The sequence below is a fragment of the Streptomyces sp. x-19 genome, assembly GCF_046549115.1.
Taxonomy (GTDB): domain Bacteria; phylum Actinomycetota; class Actinomycetes; order Streptomycetales; family Streptomycetaceae; genus Streptomyces; species Streptomyces albulus_C.
In genome coordinates, this window is the sequence record NZ_JAJPWK010000005.1 from 216331 (window position 1) to 238479 (window position 22149).

At 73.2% G+C, this 22149-nt stretch carries 18 protein-coding genes and 1 pseudogene; 3 read left to right on the forward strand and 16 right to left on the reverse strand.

The features are described from left to right. Position 1: 1 nt before the first annotated feature. The 3 genes from ACLJT4_RS15695 to ACLJT4_RS15705 all read right to left on the reverse strand — a co-directional run bounded on the left by ACLJT4_RS15695 (position 2) and on the right by ACLJT4_RS15705 (position 3217). Positions 2-796 carry a carbon-nitrogen hydrolase family protein gene (locus ACLJT4_RS15695; protein ID WP_411122936.1) on the reverse strand — a complete coding sequence of 265 codons (795 nt, stop codon included), beginning with the start codon at positions 794-796 and terminating at the stop codon, positions 2-4. Between the two features lie 185 nt (positions 797-981). Continuing rightward, positions 982-2391 (reverse strand): aspartate ammonia-lyase, encoded by a 1410-nt coding sequence (gene aspA, locus ACLJT4_RS15700; protein WP_411122937.1) that lies wholly within the window; start codon positions 2389-2391, stop codon positions 982-984. Positions 2392-2476: 85 nt separating this feature from the next. Then, on the reverse strand, positions 2477-3217 hold the full coding sequence (locus tag ACLJT4_RS15705) for a FadR/GntR family transcriptional regulator (RefSeq protein ID WP_411122938.1): 741 nt from the start codon (positions 3215-3217) through the stop codon (positions 2477-2479). 300 nt (positions 3218-3517) lie between these two features. Between ACLJT4_RS15705 and ACLJT4_RS15710 the strand changes: the two genes are divergently transcribed. Beyond that, a complete protein-coding gene (locus tag ACLJT4_RS15710; RefSeq protein ID WP_016576644.1) occupies positions 3518-4963 on the forward strand; it encodes a glyceraldehyde-3-phosphate dehydrogenase in 1446 nt (481 codons plus the stop codon). A gap of 524 nt (positions 4964-5487) precedes the next feature. Continuing rightward, positions 5488-7032, forward strand: a complete 1545-nt coding sequence (locus ACLJT4_RS15715) for an adenosine deaminase family protein (RefSeq protein WP_411123181.1) — start codon at positions 5488-5490, stop codon at positions 7030-7032. A 67-nt stretch (positions 7033-7099) separates the two neighbouring features. On the opposite strand, the pseudogene ACLJT4_RS15720 reads toward ACLJT4_RS15715, so the two are convergent. The 4 genes and pseudogenes from ACLJT4_RS15720 to ACLJT4_RS15735 form a co-directional block, all read right to left on the reverse strand. Next, positions 7100-7387, reverse strand: a pseudogene (locus ACLJT4_RS15720) (GNAT family N-acetyltransferase); the annotation flags it as partial. Beyond that, complete coding sequence (locus ACLJT4_RS15725) at positions 7380-8771, reverse strand: pyridoxal phosphate-dependent decarboxylase family protein (RefSeq protein ID WP_411122939.1); 1392 nt, start codon at positions 8769-8771, stop codon at positions 7380-7382. The pseudogene ACLJT4_RS15720 and the gene ACLJT4_RS15725, both read right to left, overlap by 8 nt. A gap of 136 nt (positions 8772-8907) precedes the next feature. Next, complete coding sequence (locus tag ACLJT4_RS15730) at positions 8908-9786, reverse strand: alpha/beta fold hydrolase (RefSeq protein ID WP_411122940.1); 879 nt, start codon at positions 9784-9786, stop codon at positions 8908-8910. 101 nt (positions 9787-9887) lie between these two features. Further along, positions 9888-10679 (reverse strand): alpha/beta fold hydrolase, encoded by a 792-nt coding sequence (locus tag ACLJT4_RS15735; protein ID WP_411122941.1) that lies wholly within the window; start codon positions 10677-10679, stop codon positions 9888-9890. Between the two features lie 150 nt (positions 10680-10829). On the opposite strand from ACLJT4_RS15735, the gene ACLJT4_RS15740 reads away from it, so the two are divergent. Continuing rightward, complete coding sequence (locus ACLJT4_RS15740) at positions 10830-11771, forward strand: LysR substrate-binding domain-containing protein (RefSeq protein WP_411122942.1); 942 nt, start codon at positions 10830-10832, stop codon at positions 11769-11771. 7 nt (positions 11772-11778) lie between these two features. Here ACLJT4_RS15740 and ACLJT4_RS15745 read toward each other — a convergent pair whose 3' ends face one another. The 9 genes from ACLJT4_RS15745 to ACLJT4_RS15785 all read right to left on the reverse strand — a co-directional run bounded on the left by ACLJT4_RS15745 (position 11779) and on the right by ACLJT4_RS15785 (position 22066). Next, positions 11779-12432, reverse strand: a complete 654-nt coding sequence (locus tag ACLJT4_RS15745) for a LysR family transcriptional regulator substrate-binding protein (RefSeq protein ID WP_411122943.1) — start codon at positions 12430-12432, stop codon at positions 11779-11781. Next, the gene (locus ACLJT4_RS15750; protein ID WP_411122944.1) at positions 12425-13168 is read right to left on the reverse strand and encodes a DUF6182 family protein; all 744 of its coding nucleotides are present in this window, start codon (positions 13166-13168) and stop codon (positions 12425-12427) included. The genes ACLJT4_RS15745 and ACLJT4_RS15750 overlap by 8 nt, the downstream gene beginning before the upstream one ends. Next, positions 13165-14352, reverse strand: a complete 1188-nt coding sequence (locus ACLJT4_RS15755; RefSeq protein ID WP_411122945.1) for a hypothetical protein — start codon at positions 14350-14352, stop codon at positions 13165-13167. The genes ACLJT4_RS15750 and ACLJT4_RS15755 overlap by 4 nt, the downstream gene beginning before the upstream one ends. After that, positions 14352-15833: an FAD-dependent oxidoreductase gene (locus ACLJT4_RS15760; protein ID WP_411122946.1), complete on the reverse strand. Its 1482-nt coding sequence runs from the start codon at positions 15831-15833 to the stop codon at positions 14352-14354. Before ACLJT4_RS15760 ends, ACLJT4_RS15755 begins: the two co-directional genes overlap by 1 nt. Positions 15834-15837: 4 nt before the next feature. Beyond that, complete coding sequence (locus tag ACLJT4_RS15765) at positions 15838-16695, reverse strand: class I SAM-dependent methyltransferase (RefSeq protein WP_411122947.1); 858 nt, start codon at positions 16693-16695, stop codon at positions 15838-15840. Next, positions 16692-18395: a GH3 auxin-responsive promoter family protein gene (locus ACLJT4_RS15770; RefSeq protein WP_411122948.1), complete on the reverse strand. Its 1704-nt coding sequence runs from the start codon at positions 18393-18395 to the stop codon at positions 16692-16694. The genes ACLJT4_RS15765 and ACLJT4_RS15770 overlap by 4 nt, the downstream gene beginning before the upstream one ends. Continuing rightward, entirely contained in the window at positions 18382-19077 is a 696-nt protein-coding gene (locus ACLJT4_RS15775) for a hypothetical protein (protein ID WP_411122949.1), read from the reverse strand. Before ACLJT4_RS15775 ends, ACLJT4_RS15770 begins: the two co-directional genes overlap by 14 nt. 626 nt (positions 19078-19703) lie before the next feature. Further along, the gene (locus tag ACLJT4_RS15780; protein ID WP_233657523.1) at positions 19704-20396 is read right to left on the reverse strand and encodes a response regulator; all 693 of its coding nucleotides are present in this window, start codon (positions 20394-20396) and stop codon (positions 19704-19706) included. Continuing rightward, entirely contained in the window at positions 20393-22066 is a 1674-nt protein-coding gene (locus ACLJT4_RS15785) for an ATP-binding protein (RefSeq protein ID WP_411123182.1), read from the reverse strand. Before ACLJT4_RS15785 ends, ACLJT4_RS15780 begins: the two co-directional genes overlap by 4 nt. Positions 22067-22149 lie beyond the last annotated feature (83 nt).

A 22149-nucleotide genomic window follows, 5' to 3' on the forward strand; every position in this document is an offset into this window, starting at 1 on the left:
CTCACATCCGCCGGTTGTCCAACACGGCCACCGCCTGCCGGATCCGCTCGGTCTCCGCCGTGTCCACCTCGACCACCAGCAGCTCCGGCGCGTCGCCCAGCCGCGCCCGCACCGTGCCGTCCGGCCCGATCAGCGCGCTGTGCCCCACGCCGGTCGGTGCCTTGGTGGGGGCCTCAGGATCGGCGTCCTGGTCCGGTGCCGCCTGGTCCACCGCCGCCAGCCAGACCGTCGCGTCCAGCGCCCGCGCCCGCACCAGCAGGTCCCACTGGTCCCGCTTGCCCGGGCCGGCGGCCCAGGACGCGGCCAGCACGGACACCGTCGCCCCGGCGTCCGCGTGCGCCCGGAAGAGCTCCGGGAACCGCAGGTCGTAGCAGGTCGCCAGGCCCACCCGGACGCCGTCCACGTCGACCGTCACCACCTGCTCGCCCGGCGCGACGGTCTCCGACTCGCGGAATCCGAAGGCGTCATAGAGGTGGATCTTGTCGTACGAGGTCTCCACGCCGGGCCCGGTGACCAGCAGGGTGTTGGCCACCCGGCCGTTCGGAGCCGGCGTGAACATCCCCACGATCACGGTCACCCCGGCCTCCCGGGCCACCGCCCGCACGCCCTCGGCCCACGGCCCGTCCAGCGGTTCGGCCAGCGGCCCCAGCGGCGCTCCGAAGCACACCATCGCCGCCTCCGGCAGCACCACCAGCCGCGCGCCCTCGGCGGCGGCCCGGCGCACCAGGTCCGCGACCTGCGCGAGGTTCTCCTTCGGCTCGGTCGAAGAGGTCATCTGGCACAGCGCGATACGCATCGGAGCCTTCTCCCGTCGTGTCCGGTCCCGCGGCCCGCACGGGGATCGTGCGGGCCGCCCTGATCAGGACGGTACGCCGTACCGCGGCCGGACCACACCTTTCCTCCGCCGCGGACGCGGACCAGGGCGGTCGGGACCGGTTCCGTGGGGCCGGGGTGACGGACGGCCGCCCCGGCCCGCCCGGATCAGGCGGGTGCGCCGCCCGCGCCGGCGATCTCCTCCGGGCGCAGCAGCGCGGCGAGCCGCTCCTCGGGCAACAGCCCCCGTTCCAGGACCAGTTCGGCGACACCGCGCCCGGTGGCCAGGGCTTCCTTGGCGATCGCGGTCGCAGCGGTGTAGCCGACGTGCGGATTGAGGGCGGTGACCAGGCCGATGGAGTTCTGCACGTTCGCCCGCAGGGCCTCGGTGTTGGCGGTGATGCCCCGGACGCAGCGCTCGGCGAGGGTGCGGCAGGCCGCCCCGAGGTGGGTGATGCTCTCCGACAGCGCGTGCAGGATGATCGGCTCGAAGGCGTTGAGCTGGAGCTGACCGGCCTCCGCGGCCATGGTGATGGTGACGTCGTTGCCGATCACCTCGAAGGCGACCTGGTTGACCACCTCCGGGATCACCGGGTTGACCTTCCCCGGCATGATGCTCGAACCGGCCTGCACCGGCGGCAGGTTGATCTCCGCGAGCCCGGCGCGCGGCCCGGAGGAGAGCAGCCGCAGGTCGTTGCAGCTCTTGGAGAGCTTGACCGCGATCCGCTTGAGGACGCCGGACAGGTGGACGAACGCCCCGCAGTCCTGGGTGGCCTCCACGAGGTTGGCGGCGGTCACCAGCGGCAGTCCGGTGATCCGTGCCAGATGGCCGCGGGCCGCCTCGGCGTAGCCCTGCGGCGCGTTGAGGCCGGTCCCGATGGCGGTGGCCCCGAGGTTGATCTCGTGGATCAGGCTGACCGCCTCGGCCAGCCGGCTCTGGTCCTCCTCCAACATCACCGCGTACGCCGAGAACTCCTGGCCCAACGTCATCGGCACCGCGTCCTGGAGCTGGGTGCGCCCCATCTTCAGGACGTCCCGGAACTCCTCCGCCTTGTCGGCGAACGCCTCGCGCAGCACCGTCATCGCGTCCAGCAGCTCGTGCACCGCGCTCACCGTCGCCACCTTGACCGCCGTCGGGTAGACGTCGTTGGTGGACTGGCTGAGGTTGACGTGCTCGTTGGGGTGCAGCCGGGCGTAGTCGCCCTTGGCGTGCCCCAGCAGCTCCAACGCCCGGTTGGCGATCACCTCGTTGGCGTTCATGTTGGTCGACGTGCCGGCGCCGCCCTGGATCACGTCGACGACGAACTGGTCGTGCAGGCGGCCGGCTTGGATCTCCCGGCAGGCGGCGACGATCGCGTCGGCCGCCTCCGGGGCGAGCAGGCCCAGGTCCGCGTTGGCGCGGGCGGCGGCCTCCTTGACGGCGGCGAGCGCGTCGATCAGGTGCGGGTAGCCCGCGATCGAGGCGCCGGTGATCGGGAAGTTCTCCGTGGCGCGCAGGGTGTGCACGCCCCAGTAGGCGTCGGAGGGTATCTCGCGGTCGCCGAGCAGGTCGTGTTCGCGGCGGTGGCCGGACGTCATGACGGGAGGTTCCTTCGTGCGGTGGGATGCGGAGAGGGGGCGGGGGAGCGGCGGGTGCCCTGCGGTGGGAGCGCGGGGCGGTCGGTTACGGGCGGTCCGGCGGGGCCGCCGCCCGTGCCGGTCCGACGATGGTCGAGAGCGTCGACTCGACCCGCGCGAGGTGGTGCTTCATCGCTTCGACGGCGTCGTGTTCGGACCGGTCCACGAGGGCCTCCACGATCGCCCGGTGTTCCCGGTTCGCCTGCTCGCGGCGGCCGCCGACGTCGTTGAGGAAGGCCGACTGGCGGGCCAGCGCGTCCCGGATCTCCTCGATCACCCGCCGGAAGACCGGGTTCCGGGCGGCCTCGGCGACCGCCAGGTGGAAGAGCGTGTCCATGGCGACCCAGGCGGTGGTGTCGGCCTCCTGCTCCATCCGTTCCAGCAGGTGCGCCAGGCGGTCGAGGTCCTCCGGCGTCCGGCGCAGCGCCGCGTACCCGGCGACCGGGACCTCGACATGGCGCCGGACCTCCAGCAGGTCGCTGGCCGCGTAGTCGCCGAAGGTCGGGTCGGCGACCGCCCCGTCCGAGACGACGAAGGTGCCCTTGCCGGTGCGGGAGACGGTGAGCCCCATCGTCTGGAGCGCGCGCAGCGCCTCGCGGAGCACCGGCCGGCTGACTTCGAGGCGGCGGCACAGCTCGGCCTCGGAGGGGAGCTTGTCGCCGACGGCGTAGTCGCCCCGCTCGATGGCCCCGCGCAGATGGCTCAGCACCGCCTCCATCGCGCTCACGCGGCGCGGGACGGGGGAGAGCGGCGGGACATTAGCTGTCTGGCTGTCTGACAGGTTCACCCGAGGATCGTCGGCCGGCGGTGGGGGAGCTGTCAAGCGCGGGGCGCGTGGGGTTCGCGACCCACGCGCGGCGGGTGCGGGCGGGGGCGCCGACGCCGGCTGTCGAGTGTTCTGCGCCACACCCGCTTCCCGGTCGCCGGCGTGCCTGGCGGACGTCGAGGAGCCGTCAACGCCCCGTACTTTCTGCCGAGTTGAGGTGAAGGGGAGCGTAGCGCGGGCCGCTCGGGGCACCCCCTGAATGGCCGAAATCGGGTGGGGTTAGCATATGAGCACCGCCTAGCTCGATCGAGAGATAAGCCTGTGACTGTCAACGACGACTCGTTCACTAACTGGAAGAACCGCGAGGAGATCGCGGAGTCGATGATCCCGATCATCGGGAAGCTGCACCGGGAGCGGGACGTCACCGTTCTCCTCCACAGCCGCTCCTTGGTGAACAAGTCGGTGGTCAGCATCCTCAAGACGCACCGGTTCGCCCGGCAGATCGCAGGCGAGGAGCTGTCGGTCACCGAGACGCTGCCGTTCCTGGAGGCCCTCACCACGCTCGACCTCGGCCCCTCCCAGATCGACCTCGGGATGCTGGCCGCGACGTACCGGGCCGACGACCGCGGCCTCTCGATCGCGGACTTCACCGCCGAGGCCGTCGCCGGCGCCACCGGCGCCAACAAGATCGAGTGCCGCGAGGGGCGCGACGTCGTCCTCTACGGCTTCGGCCGGATCGGCCGCCTCGTGGCCCGCCTCCTCATCGAGAAGGCCGGCTCCGGCAACGGCCTGCGGCTGCGCGCCATCGTGGTCCGCGGCGGCGGCGAGCAGGACATCGTCAAGCGTGCCTCGCTGCTGCGCCGGGACTCCATCCACGGCCAGTTCCAGGGCACGATCACGGTCGACGAGGCGAACAGCACGATCGTCGCCAACGGCAACGAGATCAAGGTGATCTACGCCAACGACCCGAGCGAGGTCGACTACACGGCGTACGGGATCAAGAACGCCATCCTGATCGACAACACCGGCAAGTGGCGCGACCGCGAGGGCCTGTCGAAGCACCTCCGCCCCGGTGTCGACAAGGTGGTACTGACCGCCCCGGGCAAGGGCGACGTGCCCAACATCGTGCACGGCGTCAACCACGACATGATCAAGCCGGACGAGCAGATCCTGTCCTGCGCCTCCTGCACCACCAACGCGATCGTCCCGCCGCTGAAGGCGATGGACGACGAGTACGGCGTCCTGCGCGGCCACGTGGAGACCGTCCACTCGTTCACCAACGACCAGAACCTGCTGGACAATTACCACAAGTCCGAGCGTCGCGGCCGTTCGGCGCCGCTCAACATGGTCATCACCGAGACCGGTGCCGCGTCCGCCGTCGCCAAGGCGCTGCCCGACCTCCAGGCGAAGATCACCGGCAGCTCGATCCGGGTGCCGGTGCCGGACGTCTCGATCGCCATCCTCAACCTCCAGCTGGCGCGCGAGACCAGCCGCGAGGAGGTCCTCGACTACCTGCGGGACGTCTCGCTGACCTCGCCGCTCAAGCGCCAGATCGACTTCACCAGCGCCCCCGACGCGGTCTCCAACGACTTCATCGGCTCGCGCCACGCGTCGATCGTCGACGCCGGCGCCACCAAGGTCGACGGGGACAACGCGATCCTCTACCTCTGGTACGACAACGAGTTCGGCTACTCCTGCCAGGTCATCCGGGTCGTCCAGTACGTCTCCGGCGTGGAGTACCCGACCTACCCGGCGCCGGTGGCCTGACCCCGGCGGCCCGCCGGGCCGTGACCCGGCGGGGCCCGAGCGCCCGAGGGGCGGCCATCGATCCGATCGGGATCGGTGGCCGCCCCTTCGAGTCAGGCGGGGACCCTGCCGACGAACCGCTCTCGAAGACGTCCGAGAAGCCGTCCGGTAGGTGAGGGACGCCGGTCACGGTACCGAAACCGGCCAGCGTCCGGGCGAGCGAAAGCGCCATGCCGGTTCTTCCCCCAACGGGTCGGCCGCCGGCAGTCGCCACTGCGCACCAGCCGCGGCCGGCGGCGCCGCCGGTGCTCCATGGGCGCGTGCGGCAACACGATGACGAAGGCCGCCCTCAAGACCGCCCGGCCCGAAGGGAATTGAGGCGCGGCCGATCCGCACACGGTGCCGGACGGTCCCCGTCCGGGGGAATTGCCGAAAAGTGCCTCGCCAGAACTTCGTCGGACGGTGACGATGCGAACGTGAATCGTGATCATCGTCGTGCCACGCACCGTCGCCGGGTCCTCCGGACCGGTCTGGCCACCCTCAGCATGCTGTCGTTGATGTCCGCCCTGCCGGCCGCCGCGCAGTCACCCCGTACCCCCGCTCCCGCGTCGCCGTCGGCCCGTCCGCTGACCGCGGCCGAGGCCCGCACCGCCGCCTACTTGGACTCCGTCCGCAAGGACCCGGCGCAACTGCGCGGCTTCTTCCGGCAGTTGCCCAAGGGCGGCGACCTGCACAACCACCTCTCCGGCGCGGTGCCGACCGAGTACCTGATCACCCTCGCCGCCGAGGACGACCTGTGCGTCGACGTGCAGACGATGACGGCCGTCCCGGGGCCGTGCGGACCGGGCAAGCGGCCGGCGGCGGACGCCCGGACCGACCGGGCCTTCCACGACGCGCTGGTGCGTGCCTGGTCGATGGAGGACTTCCCGTCGGGCACCTCGGGCCACGACCACTTCTTCGACACCTTCGGCAAGTTCGGTGAGGTGACCTGGCGCCACCGCGGCAAGCTGCTGTCGCGGGTCGCCGACGACATCGTCGGACAGAACCAGTTCTACCTGGAGACGCTGGTCACCCCCGCCTCCGAGGAGACCAAGAAGGTCGCCGACCAGGTCGGTTGGCTCGGCGACTTCGACCGCATGCACCGGGCGCTGGTCGCCGACGGCAAGCTGGACCGCCTGGTGGCCACCGCGCGCAAGGAAGCGGACGACGCCGACGCCGAGTTCCGCAAGACCTCCCGCTGCGGCACCGCCCGCCCCGCGCCCGCCTGCCGGCTCACCGTGCGGTGGAACTCCCAGGTGTCCCGGGGCAGCAGTCCCGAGCGGGTGTTCGCGCAGATGGAGGTCGGACTGCGGCTGGCCGAACGGGACCCGCGCTTCACCGCCGTCAACCTGGTCCAGCCCGAGGACGGCGAGAGCGCGCTGCGCAACTACGGCCTCCAGATGAAGATGCTCGACTACCTGCACCGCACCTACCCGCGGGCCCACATCACCCTGCACGCCGGTGAGCTGTGGCCGGGCCTGGCCAAGCCGGAAGACCTGAAGTTCCACGTCAACGAGGCCGTCAACGTCGCGCACGCGGAACGCGTCGGCCACGGCGTCGACCTCGTCCACGAGGACGGCTGGCAGCAGTTGGCGCGCACCATGGCCGCTCGCCAGGTCGCCGTCGAGGTCCCCTTCACCAGCAACGCCCAGATCCTCGGCGTCAAGGGCGCCGAGCACCCCTTCGCCACCTACCGGGCGTACGGCGTGCCGATCGTGCTGGCCACCGATGACCCGGGCGTCTCCCGCATCGACATCAGCCACGAGTACCAGTACGCGTCCACGACGTACCGCCTCGGCTACGGCGAGCTGAAGGACCTGGCCCGGGCCTCCCTCCAGTACTCCTTCCTCTCCGGCCGCAGCCTGTGGCAGGGCAACCCGACCCGGTCCGGCTACCACCCGGTCGCCGCCTGCCGCGGCCAGCTCCCCGGCAGCGGCACCCCCGGCGCCGCCTGCCGCCTGCTGCTCGCGTCCAGCCCCAAGGCGGCCGTCGAGTGGCGGCAGGAGGCGGCGTTCGCCGCCTTCGAGAAGAAGTTCGCCGCCCGCGGCTGAGCGCGGACCGGCCGTCCCGGGCCCCGGGCTCCGTCCACGACGGAGCCCGGGGCCCGGTGCCGTCCGCTCAGCCGGCCGTTCCGGTGGGCTGCGTGCGGAAGTCCAGCAGGTAGAAGACCTTGTCCCAGCGGCGGTCGCCGAGCGCGACGAAGTCCGGGATCCGGCCGTACTCCCGGGAGCCCAACGACCGGTACATCCGCAGTGCGTGGGCGTTGTCGCCCCGGGCGTCCAGGGTGAGCACCTCGACGCCGGCCCGCCGGGCGTCGTCGACCAGCGTGCCGGTCAGCGCCCGTCCGACGTACGCGGCCCGCAGCGCAGGGGGTGGTCGGTGCGGGGCCGGCGGCCGGTTAGTGGGCGGGCCGTGCGCGCACCGCCTCCTCCAGGGCCGCGGCGATGCGCCGGACGTCCTCGGCGGTGGTCCGCCAGTTGCTGAACGCGGCCCGCAGGGCGGGCAGCCCGGCATACACGGTGGGGGTCAGGAAGACCTCGCCGGCCAGTGCGTCGGCCAACGCGGCGAGCCGCTCCGCGGTGGGGGCGTCGGCGAGGGTGAAGCAGACGACGTTCAGGCGGACCGGGGCGAGCAGCCGCAGTCCGTCGAGGGCGGCGACCGCCTCGCCCAGGGCGCGGGCGCCGTCCGCACACCGTTCCACGATCTCGCGGTGGCCCTCGCGCCCGTAGGCGCGCAGCGTGAACCAGGTGGAAAGGGCCCGCAGCCGGCGGGAGTTCTCCGGGGTGAGGTGCACCAGGTCGGGGGTGTCGCCCAACGGACCCAGGTAGGCGGCGGCGTTCTGGAAGACCCGGGCCTGGAGGTCGCGCCGGCGGGTGAACTGGACCGCGCTGTCGTACGGGACGTTCAGCCACTTGTGCAGGTCGATGCAGAGTGAGTCGGCCAGGTCGAGGCCGTCGACCAGGTGGGCGTGGTCCGGGGAGAGCGCGGCGAAGGCGCCGAACGCGGCGTCCACGTGCAGCCAGCAGCCGTAGCGGTCGCGGAGCGCGGCGAGGGCGGGCAGGTCGTCGAAGTCGACGGTGTTGACGGTGCCGGCGTTGGCGACGATGACGCACGGCCCGTCCGCTTCCTGGAGGGCGCGCTCCAGGGCCGCCGGGTCCACCGCCTCCCGGTCGGGGAGGGTGGGGACGGTGATCAGCGCGGACCGGCCGAGGCCCAGCACCGACAGGGCCTTGGCCACGCTGGAGTGCGCGGCGCCGGACAGCACCCGCACCGGGCCCAGTGCCGCCACGCCGTCCTGGGCCGGCGAGACGCCCCGACGCTCCCCGAGCCATTCCCGGGCGATCGCCAGGCCCACCGTGTTGGACATCGTCGCACCGCTGACCAGCGTGCCGTCATGGGCGTCGGAGAGTCCGAAGAGCGTGCGCAGCCAGCGCACGGTCTCGTGTTCCAGGTGCTGTCCGGTGGCGTCCAAGGACGACATGGAGTTCTGGTCGACGGTGGCCGTCAGCCAGTCGCCCGCGAGGGCCGCCGGGGTCACGCCGCCGGTGACGAAGCCGAGGTAGCGCGGGCCGGCGCTCGCCGACAGCCCGGGCTGCCACCGCGCGGTGAACTCCCCGAGGGCGTCGCGCAGTCCGGTGCCGCGCTCGGGCAGCGGGGCCGGTTCCGGGGCCGGCCGGGCGGGGACGACCGGCGCCTCGGCGAGCCCGTCGAGGTGCGCGACGGCCTGCCGCCGGGTGGTGTCCAACAGGTCGGGCAGGGCGGCGAGGTCGGCGGCGAGCTGGGGGTGCACGGTGCGCTCCGTTCGTCGGTTCGAGCAGCGTTCCCGCCGACGCTAGCCGGAAGGGCCTCCCCGCCTCCTGGTCCAATCCGCGACAAGTGGACCGGAAAACGGGGCCGGGTGAGCGGAGCGGCCGCCGGCGCGGGCGCTACGCCCGCGCCGTGACGGCCGGCCCGACCGGGGCGTCCTGCGCGTCCCCCGTGGCGGACGCGTCCGCGGCGCGGCGCTCGTCCAGGAATCCGGTGATCAGCGCCGCGAATCCGGCCGGGTCCTCGCCCGGAGCCCCGTGCCCGGTGTCGATCTCCTGGTAGCGGCTGTCGCGGATGCCGGCGAGCAGCGCCCGCTGCTGGTCGGCGCCGATGATCCGGTCGTGGGCGCTGGCCAGCACCAGCGTCGGTGCCGTGATCCGACCGAGCACCGGGCGCAGGTCCACGGACAGGTCCACCTCGGTCTGGCGGGCGGTCCCGGGCGCCAGCGTCGTGGCCAGTGCCCGCACCAACTCCTCGTTCGCCGCGGTGTCGGTGTGCTCCCAGTACCGCGGGCCCAGTGCGGCCAGCGGCAGCATCCGGGCGAAGTGCGCGGTGCCGTGCGCGGCGTCGGTGCGCAGCAGGTCGAGCCAGTGGGTGAACTCGGCCCGCATCCTGGTGTCGGTGTGCACCCAGCCGGCGTGCAGGAGCAGCGAGCGGACCCGGTCGGGCCGGTGCGCGGCGAGGTGGGTGGCGATCGCGGCGCCCAGCGAGTGGCCGACCAGGTGGAAGCGGTCCAGCCCGGCGTGGTCGGCGGCGGCCAGTACCTCGTCGGCGAGGTCGGCCAGGGTGAGCGGTCCGCCGTGGTCGGTGGTGCCGCCGGAACCCGAGTAGTCCGGTGCGACCACCGTGAAGCGGTCGGCGACCGCGTCGGTCAGCGGCAGCCACTGTTCGCGGGTGGCGCCGGTGCCGTGCACCAGCACCACTCCGGCGCCGGTCCCGGTGCGGTCGTACTCGACGGCGGCCGGGCCGGCGCTGAGGGGGACGTGGATGACGGGCATGGAAGTCTCCTTGCTGGGTGGGAACGTGGCGGGAAGGGGCCTGCGGTCGGGCGGGGCCGGCCGGGCGGGGCCGGCCGGGCGGCCGGGGCGGCGGGCGGGCGTTAGGTGGTGGCGTGGGCGGCCGGCGCCATCCGGGCCAGGGCGGCGCGCAGTGCGGCGTTGAACTCGGCGGGCCGTTCCTGCTGCGGCATATGGCCCGCGCCGGCGATCACGCTGAGCCCGGCGCCGGGCGTGAGCGCGGCGCAGCTCCGGGGCACCTCCAGCGGGATCTCGGTGTCCAACGCGCCGTGCAGGTAGTGGAGCGGCACCCGGAGCGCGGGCAGGACCGGCCGCGGGTCGTAGGCGGCGGCCGCGGCGAAGTGCTCGTCGATGTGGACCCCGGAGTCCAGGATCTGCCGGACCGTCCAGTCGACCAGCGCGGGCGAGGTGCCCGGTGCGTACCACTGCGGCACCCACGCGGCCAGGGTGCCGGCCCGGTCGCGGCGCAGGCCGTCGGTCAGTTCGGCCAGCGGCATCCCGGTGGACGGCCAGTACGCCGGTCCGTCCACCGCGATCACCCCACTGGTCAACTCCGGTCGCCGCACGCCCAGTTCGGTGGCGAAGGTCGCACCGATCGACGAGCCGACGACCACCGGCCGGTCCAGCCGCAGCGCGCCGATCAGCGCCACCAGGTCGCTGACGACCCCGGCGGTGGTGTTGCCCCGGAGGGGCCGGGCCGACCGCCCGCAGCCCCGCCAGTCGACGGTGACCACCCGGTGGTCCCGGGTGAGGTCGGCCAGCTGCGCGCCCCAGGTCCGGGCGCTGGTGCCCCAACCGTGCAGGAGCAGCAGCGCGGGGCCGGTGCCCTCGTCCTCGTAGTAGAGGGTGGTGTCGTTGACGTCCAGCTGGGGCACGGCGGCTCCTCCTCGCTTCGTCGGGCCCCTGCGGGCCTGCGGTTCGTGGTGCCCTCAGCCAACCGCGATCACGTCCGCCGACCAATGGGTGATCCGCGCTTACACTGATCGCGAACGGTGATCAATGAGGGTCACGGCGAACGGGGGACCATGGAGATCCGACAGCTGCGCTACTTCCTCACCGTGGCGGAGGAACTGCACTTCGGCCGGGCCGCCGAACGGCTGCACATCGTGCAGTCCGCGGTGAGCCAGCAGCTCCGCCGGCTCGAACGCGAGCTGGGCACCGACCTGTTCACCCGCACCACCCGCACGGTCCGCCTCACCGAGGCCGGCGACCGGCTCCTGCCGTACGCCAGGGAGATGCTCGCCCTCCAGGCCCGCGCCCGTGAAGCGGTCGACGCGCTGCGCGCCGAGCAGGCGGCGCGGGTGCGGCTCGGCACCAGCTCCGGCCTGGGCGAGCGGCTGGACACCCTGCTGGCCGCGTTCGCCCGGTCCGCCGGCCACGCCCCACTGGAACTCGTCACCGGCAGCACCGAGGAGCGCCTGGCGAAGGTGCGCACCGGCGAACTGGACGCCACCCTGCTGCGCGGTGAACGGACCGAACAGGGGCTGGAGTTCCTGCCGCTGTGGCAGGACGCGCTGCGGGTCGCGCTGCCCGCACACCACCCACTCGCCGCCCGGGCGGCCGTCCAGCTGGCCCACCTCGCCGAGCTCCCGCTGCGGCTCTCCCCGCCCGCGCGCAACCCCGCGCTCCACGACCTGGTTCTGCGCTCCTGCCGGGAGGCCGGCTTCGAACCGGTCATGGGCCCGGAGTTCACCAACGCCCAGGACACCCTCGCCGCCATCGGCTACGGCACCCCGTCCTGGACGGTCTTCTACGCCCCGCACGCCGAACAACTGCCGATGCCGGGCGTGGTGTTCCGCCCCCTGTGCGAGCCCGAGCCGACCCTGCGGACCTACCTCGCGGTGCGGCCCGGACCGCCGCGGGCCGGCCTGCGCGCGCTGATCGACGCCTGCAACGCCGCGGCCGACGACGCCCCCGGCGCCCCGGCGGCAGACCCGGACCCGCACCGCGCACCGAGTTCCGGATGAGCGGTGCTCACGCTCCGCCCGCCGGGTCGGACGGCCGGGCCGGGACCGCAGCGGCGACGAACTCCGCCACGTGCCGGGGAAGTTGCCGGTGTCGGTACCACGCCAGGCGCACCGGGACGGGCGGCAGGTCGTGGACGGGCACGACCCGGATGGCCGGCGGCGCCAGGTCCGCCAACGACGCGACCGAGAGGTGCACGGCGTCGGACTGCACCACCACGGCCAGCATCTCCGCGATGTCGTTCACCCGGTGACGCCGGTGGATCGGCCGGCCCTGCGGGGTCCGGTGCGGCACCAACTCGTCCCACAGGTACGCGGGGAAGTCCCCGGGACGGTCGAAGGCGTCGTACGCGGCGACCTCCTCGATGGAGACGGCGTCGCGCCCGGCCAACGGATGCCGCGCGCCCACCACCACGGCGCGTGACTCGAAGTGCAGCACCTCACTGGTGACGAGGTCCGGCTCCTGGATGCCGAACTTGACCACCAGCACGTCGAGTTCGTCGCGGCGCAGGGCGGAGAACGGGTCGGTGAGGTCGTAGGGGGCGAGCACGGCCCGGTCCTCGCCCCATCCCGCGGCGGCCAGGATCTCCCGGGCCGTCCGCGGCGAGCTGGGGTAGCCGAAGCGGATCGGACGGTCCGCGGGGGAGCGGGGCGGTTCAGGCATCGTGGATCTCCTCGGTGAGGGCGGTGTAGGCGCGGAGGTGGTCCGGGCGCTCGGACGTGCCGTCGATCCGCAGGGCGGCGAAGGGGCCGGCCGAGGCCGGCAGCCAGGGTGCCTGGCGGACCACCAACTCGTCCCCGGGGCCGACGATGCCGTCCGCCACGGCTTCGACCAACAAGTGGTTGAGGTGGACCAGGCAGTCGGCGATGGTCACCCCGGCCGTGGCCACGTGCAGCTCCCGCCGGACCGGGGCGCGGCCTCGCCGGTTCCGGTCGGCCAGCACCCGCACCACCGTGGAGGGACGGGTCGGCAGTTCGGCCGCCCCGTCGAAGAGCTTCAGCAGCCGGCGCAGTGCGGTGCTGGCCCCGGCGTCGGCCGGGCCCTGCCAGGCGGCCGAGCCGTCGTCGGCCACGTGGTCGAAGGCGAACCGGTCCGTGAGGTTGACCGGGTTCCCCGCGAGGAAGACGGTGCGGGTGAAGTCGCGGCGCCAGTTCGCGGCCGCGGACGGCTCGACCCGGGCGGCGAACGCGCACGTGGCCCGCACCCAGGCCGGCAGGTCGAAGTCGCGCAGCACGCAGACCGCCAACACCTTGGCGTCCGACGCGGCTCGGGTGATCTCCCGCCGCGCCGACAGCAGCCCGTCGGCGGTCAGCAGGTCGAAGCGCGCCGCCAGCTCGGGCCGGGCGGTCAGGATGCGCCGGGCCACCTGCGCGCGGAACAGTTCCTGGGACGTCGTCATAGATAGACCGCCGAGAGCAGTTCGGGACTCGGTGCCGGCCGGTGCCTGGCCAGCAGAGCGGAGGTCAGCCGGTAGGGATTGACGTGGAGGTGGGCACCGCGGTGCCGGGAGAGGACCTCCGGCAGCGGCGCCGGATCGGTGGCCCTGTCGTGGGACAGCAGCCGGGCGGCACGCGCGAGGCTCTGCCGCAGCGCCTCGTGGCGGAAGGACTGCTGCTGGCCCGGGCCCAGCCCGGCGATGAAGTACAGGCGCATGCCGAGCCGCAGCACCGCGTCGTCGAACTCGGCACCGGCCCTGCGCAGCAGCGCGCCGGTGGTGTGGTCGTGCCAGTCACCGTGGCGTGCGGAGCGGATCTCCCCGTCGATGGGCACCCGGCCGAGGGTGATCCGGCGGACGGTCGCTCCGCACACGGACAGCGTGCGCTCCAGGAGCAGGTAGTCGGGTTCCAGCTCACGGTCGTACAGCAGCACCGTCTCGTCGAACCGCGGTGCCAGCGCCACCAGCTCCCGCAGGACGCAGGCCAGGTAGTTGGGCCGTCCCCCGGCGTCGACGATCTGGCGCAGCGGCAGCCCGTACCGGGTGGCGTCGAGGAAGACCGGGCCGCCGTAGGCGCGCTGGTCGAGACACATGCCGGCGGCGCCGAGGCGGTCGATCACCTCCTCCAGCCCCAGTTCCGGCGGCTGGTGCGCGAGCAGTCCGGCGTCGTGCATGCCGAGGCGCGCGTAGTGCGCCGCCCACATTTCCAGGATCCGGGCGCTCGCCGGGTGAACCCAGCCGTGCAGCTCGACCGCCTCGGCGTAGGGACGCAGCGCGGCCGGTCCGGCCCGTCGTCCTTCGGACCGGTAGCCGACGTAGAGCTCGCCGATGTCCTCCTCCGTGAGACCGGAGTAGTCGGTGTCCCCGACGGTGCGGTCGAGGTGTTCCCAGAACCCGAGGGTCTGCTCCGTGAGGTGGTAGGTGGTGGGGCTGTACCGGTAGGTCACCTCGGCCAGTTGCGCGGTGGCCCGGTACATCACGTCGGTCCACAGCAGCCCCTTGAGGTGGCTCGGCGTCAGGGGCTTGGACGGGGTCACGGTGATCGGGGCCAGCAGCACCCGGGGGTGCGCCGCTCCGGGGGGCACGGCGTCGGGGTGCGAGCGCCGTGCCGGGTCGGGTGCCGGGGCGGCGTGAAGACTGGTCTGCACTACGCCCCTTCCGCCGCTGCGATCAGGTGCAGGAACGCGTCCCGGTCCGGCGCGGCGGGCAGCAGCGCCGGATCGATCGGGGGCGCCTGTTCCACCCGGGCCCGGAACTTCTCGTCGCCGAACGCCGCGGCCGGCGTGCTCAGCCCCATCACCACGCGGACGACGGAACGCCAGACCAACCCGTCGGTGAGGGACGCCGCGCGCACCCGTGCGGGGCTGGGCCCGTTGCCGCGCTGTGGCTGTGGCTGTGGCTGTGGCTGTGGCTGTGGCTGTGGCTGTGGCTGTGGCTGCGCGGGCGGCCGGCCGACACCGGTCGCCGCCTGCCACTGGGCGGCCCGCTGCGCGTCCTCGGACGCCGCGAACGCGTACCAGGGCCCGTAGCACTGCTCGGCGAGCCGGCCGGCCGCCTGACCGAGTGCCCGGTCGGGGACCGCGTCGGTGAGCAGGTCGGCGAGCCGGAAGGCGTGGTCCAGCGCGAGCGAGAGGCCGCGGCCGTACAGCGGGTTGGTGACGCAGGCCGCGTCTCCGACCGCGAACAGCCCCGCCAACGGCCGCTGCCGGGTCGTCACCGTGCCGCGCAGTGTGTTCGGCGGGCAGGTGATGACGTTGACCGGGGTGAGCGGGTCGCTGACACCGGGCGCGAGCCAGGCACCGATGCCGGGCGTGGCCCGGGCCGCGGCGGTGAACGCACCCGGCTCGCGCAGCCGTGCCGTCGCGCGGTCGCCGGTGGGCACCATCACCGCGACGGCGAAGGTGCGGTTGTCCGCCGGGTGCAGCGCCGCGGCGTAGTGGTCCCACACCCCGCCCACCGCGTTGCCGCGGTTGAGCGGTCCGGGGCGCCCGCTGCCGCGCAACCGGTACTGGCGGCTGTAGCCGGTGAGGGCGGAGGGCCCCACGAGGTCCTCGGCGACCGGGACCCCGGCGGATGCCAGCCAGTCGCGCGAAGCGGCGCGCCGGCCGGTGGCGTCGATCACGACCGACGCCGGCAGCACCTCGCCGTCCGCGGTGTGCACGCCCCGGACCCGCTCGCCGGCGGAGTCGAGCGCCAGCCCGCGGACCACCGTCCCGTGCTCCAACCGGACCTGCGGCAGGTCCCGCACGGACCGGTACAGGAGCAGTTCGAGCACGGTGCGGCGGCAGGCCAGCGCCACGAGATCGTCGTCGCCGACCTCCCGGGCCCGGTCCTCGACCAGCGGCGGCAACGCCTCGATCAGGTCCAGCAGTTCGGCTCCGGCCGCCAGAAGCGCGTCGAAGAGCCGCGGGGTCCGGCGGCGCAGCGTCCGCACGCCGATCGAGGTCAGGGAGTGCGAGTGCACCGCCTGCGGAACGGTGGGCCGGTGCCAGTCCCGCACGGCCTGCTCGACGGGCCCCTCCGGAGGCGCGGCCGAGCGCTCCAGCACCCGCACCTCGTAGCCGGCGCCGCTGAGGGCGAGTGCGGTGGCCAGTCCGGCGACGCTCCCGCCGACTACTATCGCGGGCACCGTCTCAGCTCCGTCGTCCGTGGACGAAGAACACCCGGCGCACACCGGTCTCGGAGCGGTCCGGCACCGGATCGGGCCACCGCCCGTAGTCGGCGGCCGGCTCGCCCGGCTGCGTGGCCTCGACGGTGAAGCCGTGGGCGTCGAACAGCGCTTCCGGCTCGTCGGTGCCGAACAGCCACGGGCAGCCCCAGCCGGCGAACACGTCGAGCAGATCACGCATGTTCGGCAGGGTCAGCGCGGCCGCGTTGACGATGTCCGCGGCGATCCGGCTGCCCGGTGTCATGAGCGCGGCCACCCGGTCGAGGATGCGGTGCGTGTCGTCGCCGGGAATGTAGTAGAGCAGCCCCTCCAGCAGCCAGGTGGACGGCCGCTCCGGGTCGTAGCCGGCGGCCGTCAACTCGCTTTCCCAGTCGGGCGACGTGAGGTCGAGGGCGATCGAGCGGTGGTCGACCCGGGGCCGTACCCCCCGCAGCCGCTCCTCCTTGTAGGCCAGGACCGCGGGCCGGTCGGCCTCGAAGTAGCGCAGGTGCGCGGGCCAGTCGAGCCGGTAGGCGCGTGAGTCCATCCCGGCGGGTGCCAGCACGATCTGGTGCATCTCCGGGTCCTGGACGGCCGACTGGAGGAAGTCGTCGAAGAACCGGGTGCGGATGGCGTTGTAGTCGGGGGTGCTCGGTACGGTGCGTCGCACGTCCTTGGGGAAGGTGGCCTCGCGGACCTCGCGGAGCAGCTCAGGGCCTCCCTCTCCGGCCAGTCGGACGGCGTAGGGGTCGGTGTAGAGCCGGTCCTCGCGTGCGGTCTCCGCCGCGCGCAGCGCCGCCGTCAGAAGTGCGGTCCGCTCGACGGCGTCCAGTTGCTCGGTCATGCCGTGCCTTCCTCGCTGACGGGGTCAGTGCCGGTCAGCTGCCCCCAGAGTGTGTGGTCCTGTCGGAACATCCGGTCTTTGACCTGGGTCGGCCGGATGCCGGTGGCGACGCTGGTGTGCCAGTCCCGCAGGAAGGCGTCACCGTCCAGGCGCCGCACGGTCGCGCCGGTCAGCCGGCCGGCCGCGCGCGCCGTCCGGTAGCCGGCGGCCTCCCGGCCGATGGCCGCGTCCAGTTCGACCGCGAAGCGCTGCGTCTCCTGCGCGCTCCACGCGTCGCGGGCCGCCACGGCGAACTCGTAGTGCGCGACGGCGCCTTCGGGCCGGTCCGCGACCCGGCAGGCGGCGTTGCGGACGTCGAGGCCGGTGGCCTGCGCTGCCGTCGCGAGCGCCCGGATGACCTGCGCGTCGCGCAGCCGCTCGCCGACCGCGTCCGACCGGGTGCTGCGGCCCGCGTACGCCACCCGCGGCACGCCGGCGACCCGGTCGACGACCCGGACCACGTCGCCGACCGCGTAGCGGTACAGACCGCCGATGTGGCTGAAGATCACGTGGTAGTCCCGGCCCGGCTCCAGTTCGTGCAGGGTCAGGGTCGGGGAGTCGGGACGGATGTCGGACTCGGCGTCAAGGAACTCGTAGGCCGACGCGGTCACCACCAGGGAGCCGGCGGAGCCGTGTCGGTCGAGTGCGACACCGGTGGGCCCCTCGGACGCGGCGACGGGTGCTGGAAGGGTGGCCACGCCGGGGCCGAACTCCTCGCTCAGCCGCGGCAGGTAGAGCGTCGCCATGCCCGTCGTCCAGAGGAACAGCGTCCGCATGTGCGGCCAGACGTGGGCCGGCCGGATCGTCCCGAAATGGTCGGCCAGCCGCTCCAGGGTGGCCGCCCGTTCCGGATGGGGACTGCCGTACGGCACCCCGCCGAGTGTGCCGTCGCGGATCTCCTTGACCAGCCGGGGCCACCAGAGGTTCAACTGGTAGGGCAGCGCGGCCACCATCGCCGGGTTGATCCCGATGACGCAACGGACGTCGCTCTCCACCGCGAGGCGCAGCCGCAGGTAGGTCTTCTCCAGGTGGTCGTCCTCGTCGACCGGCACCGGCAGGGTGCCCCACGGCGCGAACGTGCCGGGTTCGGCGGACAGCGGCTCGCCGAACCGCGTACCGAGGTCCACCTGACTGGCGCCGACGTGGGGCCGGCCCGAGGCCGTGGTCGGGGGCGCGGGACGCGGGTCGTGCTTGAGGTTCAGCACCGCGTCCGGCCGGTCGAGCACGTCGGGGAAGTGCTCGATCAACGGGGCCCAGGCCGCGAAGTAGAACGGGAAGAAGGCCCGGCGCATGAAGCCCTCGGTGACCGGGATCTTCTTGTGGGCGCCGGTGGTGCCGCTGCTGGTGAAGTACACCGCGGGGTCGTCGGCGCTCAGCAGGTTGCTCTCGCCCGCCGCCGTCCGCTCGATCCAGGGCGCCAGCGCCGCGTAGTCGTTGATCGGCACCGCTTTGCGGAAGTCGGCCAGGGAACGGATCGCGCCGAAGGAGTGGGCGCGGCCGTACTCGGTACCCGCGTTGTGCTCCAACAGCTCGCCCAGCACGCGGTGTTGGTGACGGTCCGCGTCCGCGAGCGCGCCGTGGAGGCGCGCGCGTTCGCCGAGTACCCGCTCCCGGTAGCTGCGCATCCGGGCCGGATCAGCCCATGGATCAACCGATGTCACGGCCCATCACCTCTCCTAGTAACCGCACGGTCCGGGAGACGTCGTCCGGCTCCTCGACGACGGTGACCGGCAGGTGCCGGACCTCGTCCAGAAGGGCTTCGCGCAGGTCGGACTGGTACTTCTCGAACGACGCCCGGTCGGGCCGTTCGCCGTAGTACTCAAGGGGGTTGGCCTCGGCTCCTTCGCCGCTGCGCTCCCAGGCGGTGGTCGTCGACACCTCAAGGAAGACCACCTGCCGGGGCTGCGGGAAGCTGCGCCACCAGTCGAACAGGGGGTGACCGTCGACGCCGGCCAGCCGGCACTTGGCGAGGATCTTGTAGTAGTAGGAGTCCACCAGCACCGGTGCTCCGTGCGGAGTGCGCTCGATGCTGTCGCGCAGATGGACCGTCGCCGTCTGCAGCAGGGTGACCATGAAGTCGAGGGAGTAGCCGTCGTGCAGATCCGGCAGGACGTCGGCGACCAGGTTGCGGCGCAGCCTTCCGATCAGGGAGTGGCCGGGCGCCAGGAACGCGTCGTCGAGGGAGACCATGTGCCAGGACGGCGCACGCTCGGCGAGTTCCGTCAACGCGGAGGACTTGCCGGCGTAGTCGGTGCCGAGGAGCACGACGAACGGGGGTGCGCTGCGCGGCGCACCGGTCTCGGCGCGGCCAGGGGCGGTCAGGCTCGTGGTGTCCCCGGTCATCGGCGTCTCTCCGCGCCGGGACGGGAATCCCCGGTGTTCCGGAAACCGCGCGGTGGCGGGCACGCGGACGCACTCACCGGTCGACGGGTCCGGTGGCGGCGCCGTCTTCGTCCGGCACCGCTCAACGGATCAGGAGGCCCGGAACCGTAACCTGCCGAATTCGACACGCTTTTCCCTCGTTCCTGAAGTGCTCTGACCCTCGGAAACGGGTCTTACTCGGGTTTCTGGGGTATATCGCCGTGAGAGGTAACGGCAGCACCGTAGTGGCGGTTATCTATGAATATCCGGAGTCTTTCGGCGCGCTGCCGGCGCCTCGCGCCTGGCTGAATCTGCGCCTGTTCGGCGTGCGTTGCGCGCCTCGTCGTGGGACGGGAAAGTAAGCTGCCAGGCCCCGCTCCGCCTCCACCGCGCAGAATTCGGAAGACGTAATTCCATATTCCTCGGTGCCCGGATTTCGCGTGGGGCGCGGGCGGCGTGGACCGCAAGCCGGAAATTCTCGGAACGGCCGGCATCATCGGCGTACTCGGCGGAAGTTTCCGCCACTCGCGCAGTCGACACCTCATCGCCGCCCGGCCCGGCCCCCTCTGAAGGAGAACCAGCTCAGGCAGCGTTTTCTCGCCGGAATATCAGCTCGCCCGCGCCCAGGCGTACCGGTGTTCCGGGCGCCCGGTGTCGCCGTACTTCAGGGTGAGGCTGATGTGGCCGGCGCGTTCGAGGTGCTTGAGGTAGCGCTGCGCGGTGGAGCGGCTGACCCCGGCGCGCTCGGCGACCTCGTGGGCGGAGAGCGGCAGCCCGGCCTCGTCCAGGATGCGGCGGATCAGGTCCACGGTGGCCGCGGAGTGCCCCTTGGGCAGTTCGCGGTGCGGGGAGTCCGGGGTGCGGAGCGCCGCGAAGATCCGGTCCACCTGCTCCTGACCGGCCTCGCCCCGGCCGCCGACGCCCTCGACGGTGCGACGGAGCGCGGCATAGCCGTCCAGTTTGGCCCGCAGCCCCGAGAAGCCGAACGGCTTGACCAGGTACTGCAGGGCGCCGTACCGCATCGCCGCCTGCACCGTGGCCACGTCCCGGGCCGCGGTCACCATGATCACGTCGGAGTGGTGCCCCATCTGCCGCAGCCGCCGCACCAACGTCAGACCCGTCTCGTCCGGCAGGTAGTGGTCGAGCAGCACCAGATCGACGTGGTGGCGCTCCAACGTGGCCAGCGCCTGGGCCGCGGTGTGCGCGCGCCCCACGACCCGGAAGCCGGGCACCTGCGACACGTAGGCGGCATTGATCTCCGCGACGCGGAAGTCGTCGTCCACGACAAGGACATCGATCACGGTGACTCTCCGGTGGCCGTGAGCTGACGGGGGGCGGACGACGGGAGCACGGCGGGCGGGCCGCCGCGGCCCACGCGGTCGGGCGTCAGGGCTTCGGGCAGGACGACCGTGAAGACCGCGCCGCCGCCCGCGCGGGCGGTGACCCGGGCCATCCCGCCGTAGCGCTCGGACAGCCGCCGCACCAGCGCCAGGCCGATGCCCCGGCCCCGGGACGCGACGGTGGCGGGCTTGGTGGACCAGCCCTCGGCGAAGATCCGCTCGCGCATCTCGGGCGGCACGCCGGGCCCGGTGTCGCTGACCCGGACGACCGCGGTGGTGCCCTCGGCACGCAACTCCACCTCGACGAACGGTTCGCCGTCGCGCCGCTCGACGGTGGCGTCCAGCGCGTTGTCGATGAGGTTGCCCAGGACGGTGACCAGGTCGCGCGGGTCCACCACCGCGTCCGGCAGCAACGTCGCGGGCGACATCCGCAGCGACACGCCGCGTTCGGCCGCGATCGCCGCCTTGCCGACCAACAGCGCGGACAGCAGCGGGTCGTGCACCCGCTCGGCGATCTGTTCCGCGGACGCCCGGTGGGCGCTGGCCACCTCGGCGACGAACTCCACCGCCATGTCGTACCTGCCCAGTTCGAGCAGTCCGCGCACCGTGTGCAGCTGGTTGGCGTGCTCGTGGTCCTGGGCGCGCAGCGCGTCCAGCAGGCCCTGGGTGCTGTCCAGTTCCCGGCCCAGCAGCTCCAGTTCGGTACGGTCCCGCAGGGTCACCACCGCACCGCCGTCGCGGGTCGGCACGCGGTTGGCGACCAGTACCCGGCCGCCGCTGACCGCCAGCAGGTCGCCGCCGGCGACCCGACCGGCCAGCACGTCGGTGGTGCGGCCCGGCGGCAGCACCTCGTCGAGATCGCGGCCCGCGGCCCCCGGGCCGAGGCCCAGCAAGCGCCCCGCCTCGTCGTTGACCAGCCGGATCCGGCCCCGCCCGTCGAAGGCCACCACGCCCTCCCGGATGCCGTGCAGCATCGCCTCCCGCTCGTCCAGCAGGGCCGAGATGTCGGCGGTGGCGACGCCGTGCGTGCGGCGCCGCAGGCTGCGGGCGACCACCACGGCCGCCAACACCCCGGCCGCCAGCGCCGCGCCCGCGTACCGCAGCAGGCCCGGGATGGCGCGCAGCAGCAGTCCGTGGACGCTGTCGTAGGCGATGCCGACCGAGACGGCCCCGACGATCGCGCCGCTGTCGTCGCGCAGCGGCACCTTCGCGCGGGCCGACCGGCCCAGTGTGCCGGTGTCGATCTGGCGGACCTCCGCACCGGCCAGGGTCCGGCTGGGGTCGGTGGAGACGTGGTGGCCGATCTCGGCGACGTTGGTGTGCGACCAGCGGACCCCGCGGGTGTCCATCACGACGACGTACAGCGCCCCCGTGGCCCGCCGGATCCGCTCCGCGGTGGACTGCACCGGGCCGCGGGCGGCCGGCGCGGTGGCCGTCACGTCGCGGGCCAGCTCGGGGTCGGCGGCGGCGGTCTCCGCGATGGCCAGGGCCCGGCGCATCGCCTGGTCGTCCAGGGAGTGGCTGAGCGGGGCCAGGAACAGGCCGGTGGCCAGCACCGTCACCCCGGTGGTGATGACCAGTTGCGCGGTGAGCACCTGCGCGAAGACACGACGGGGCCAGTGGATCCGCATGCGGTCCCCCTTGTCTCGGCCGCCCTCCGCGCGCTGCGGAACCGACACTGCTGTGTGCTGTCGTTCGTTGTTCATGCCGCTCT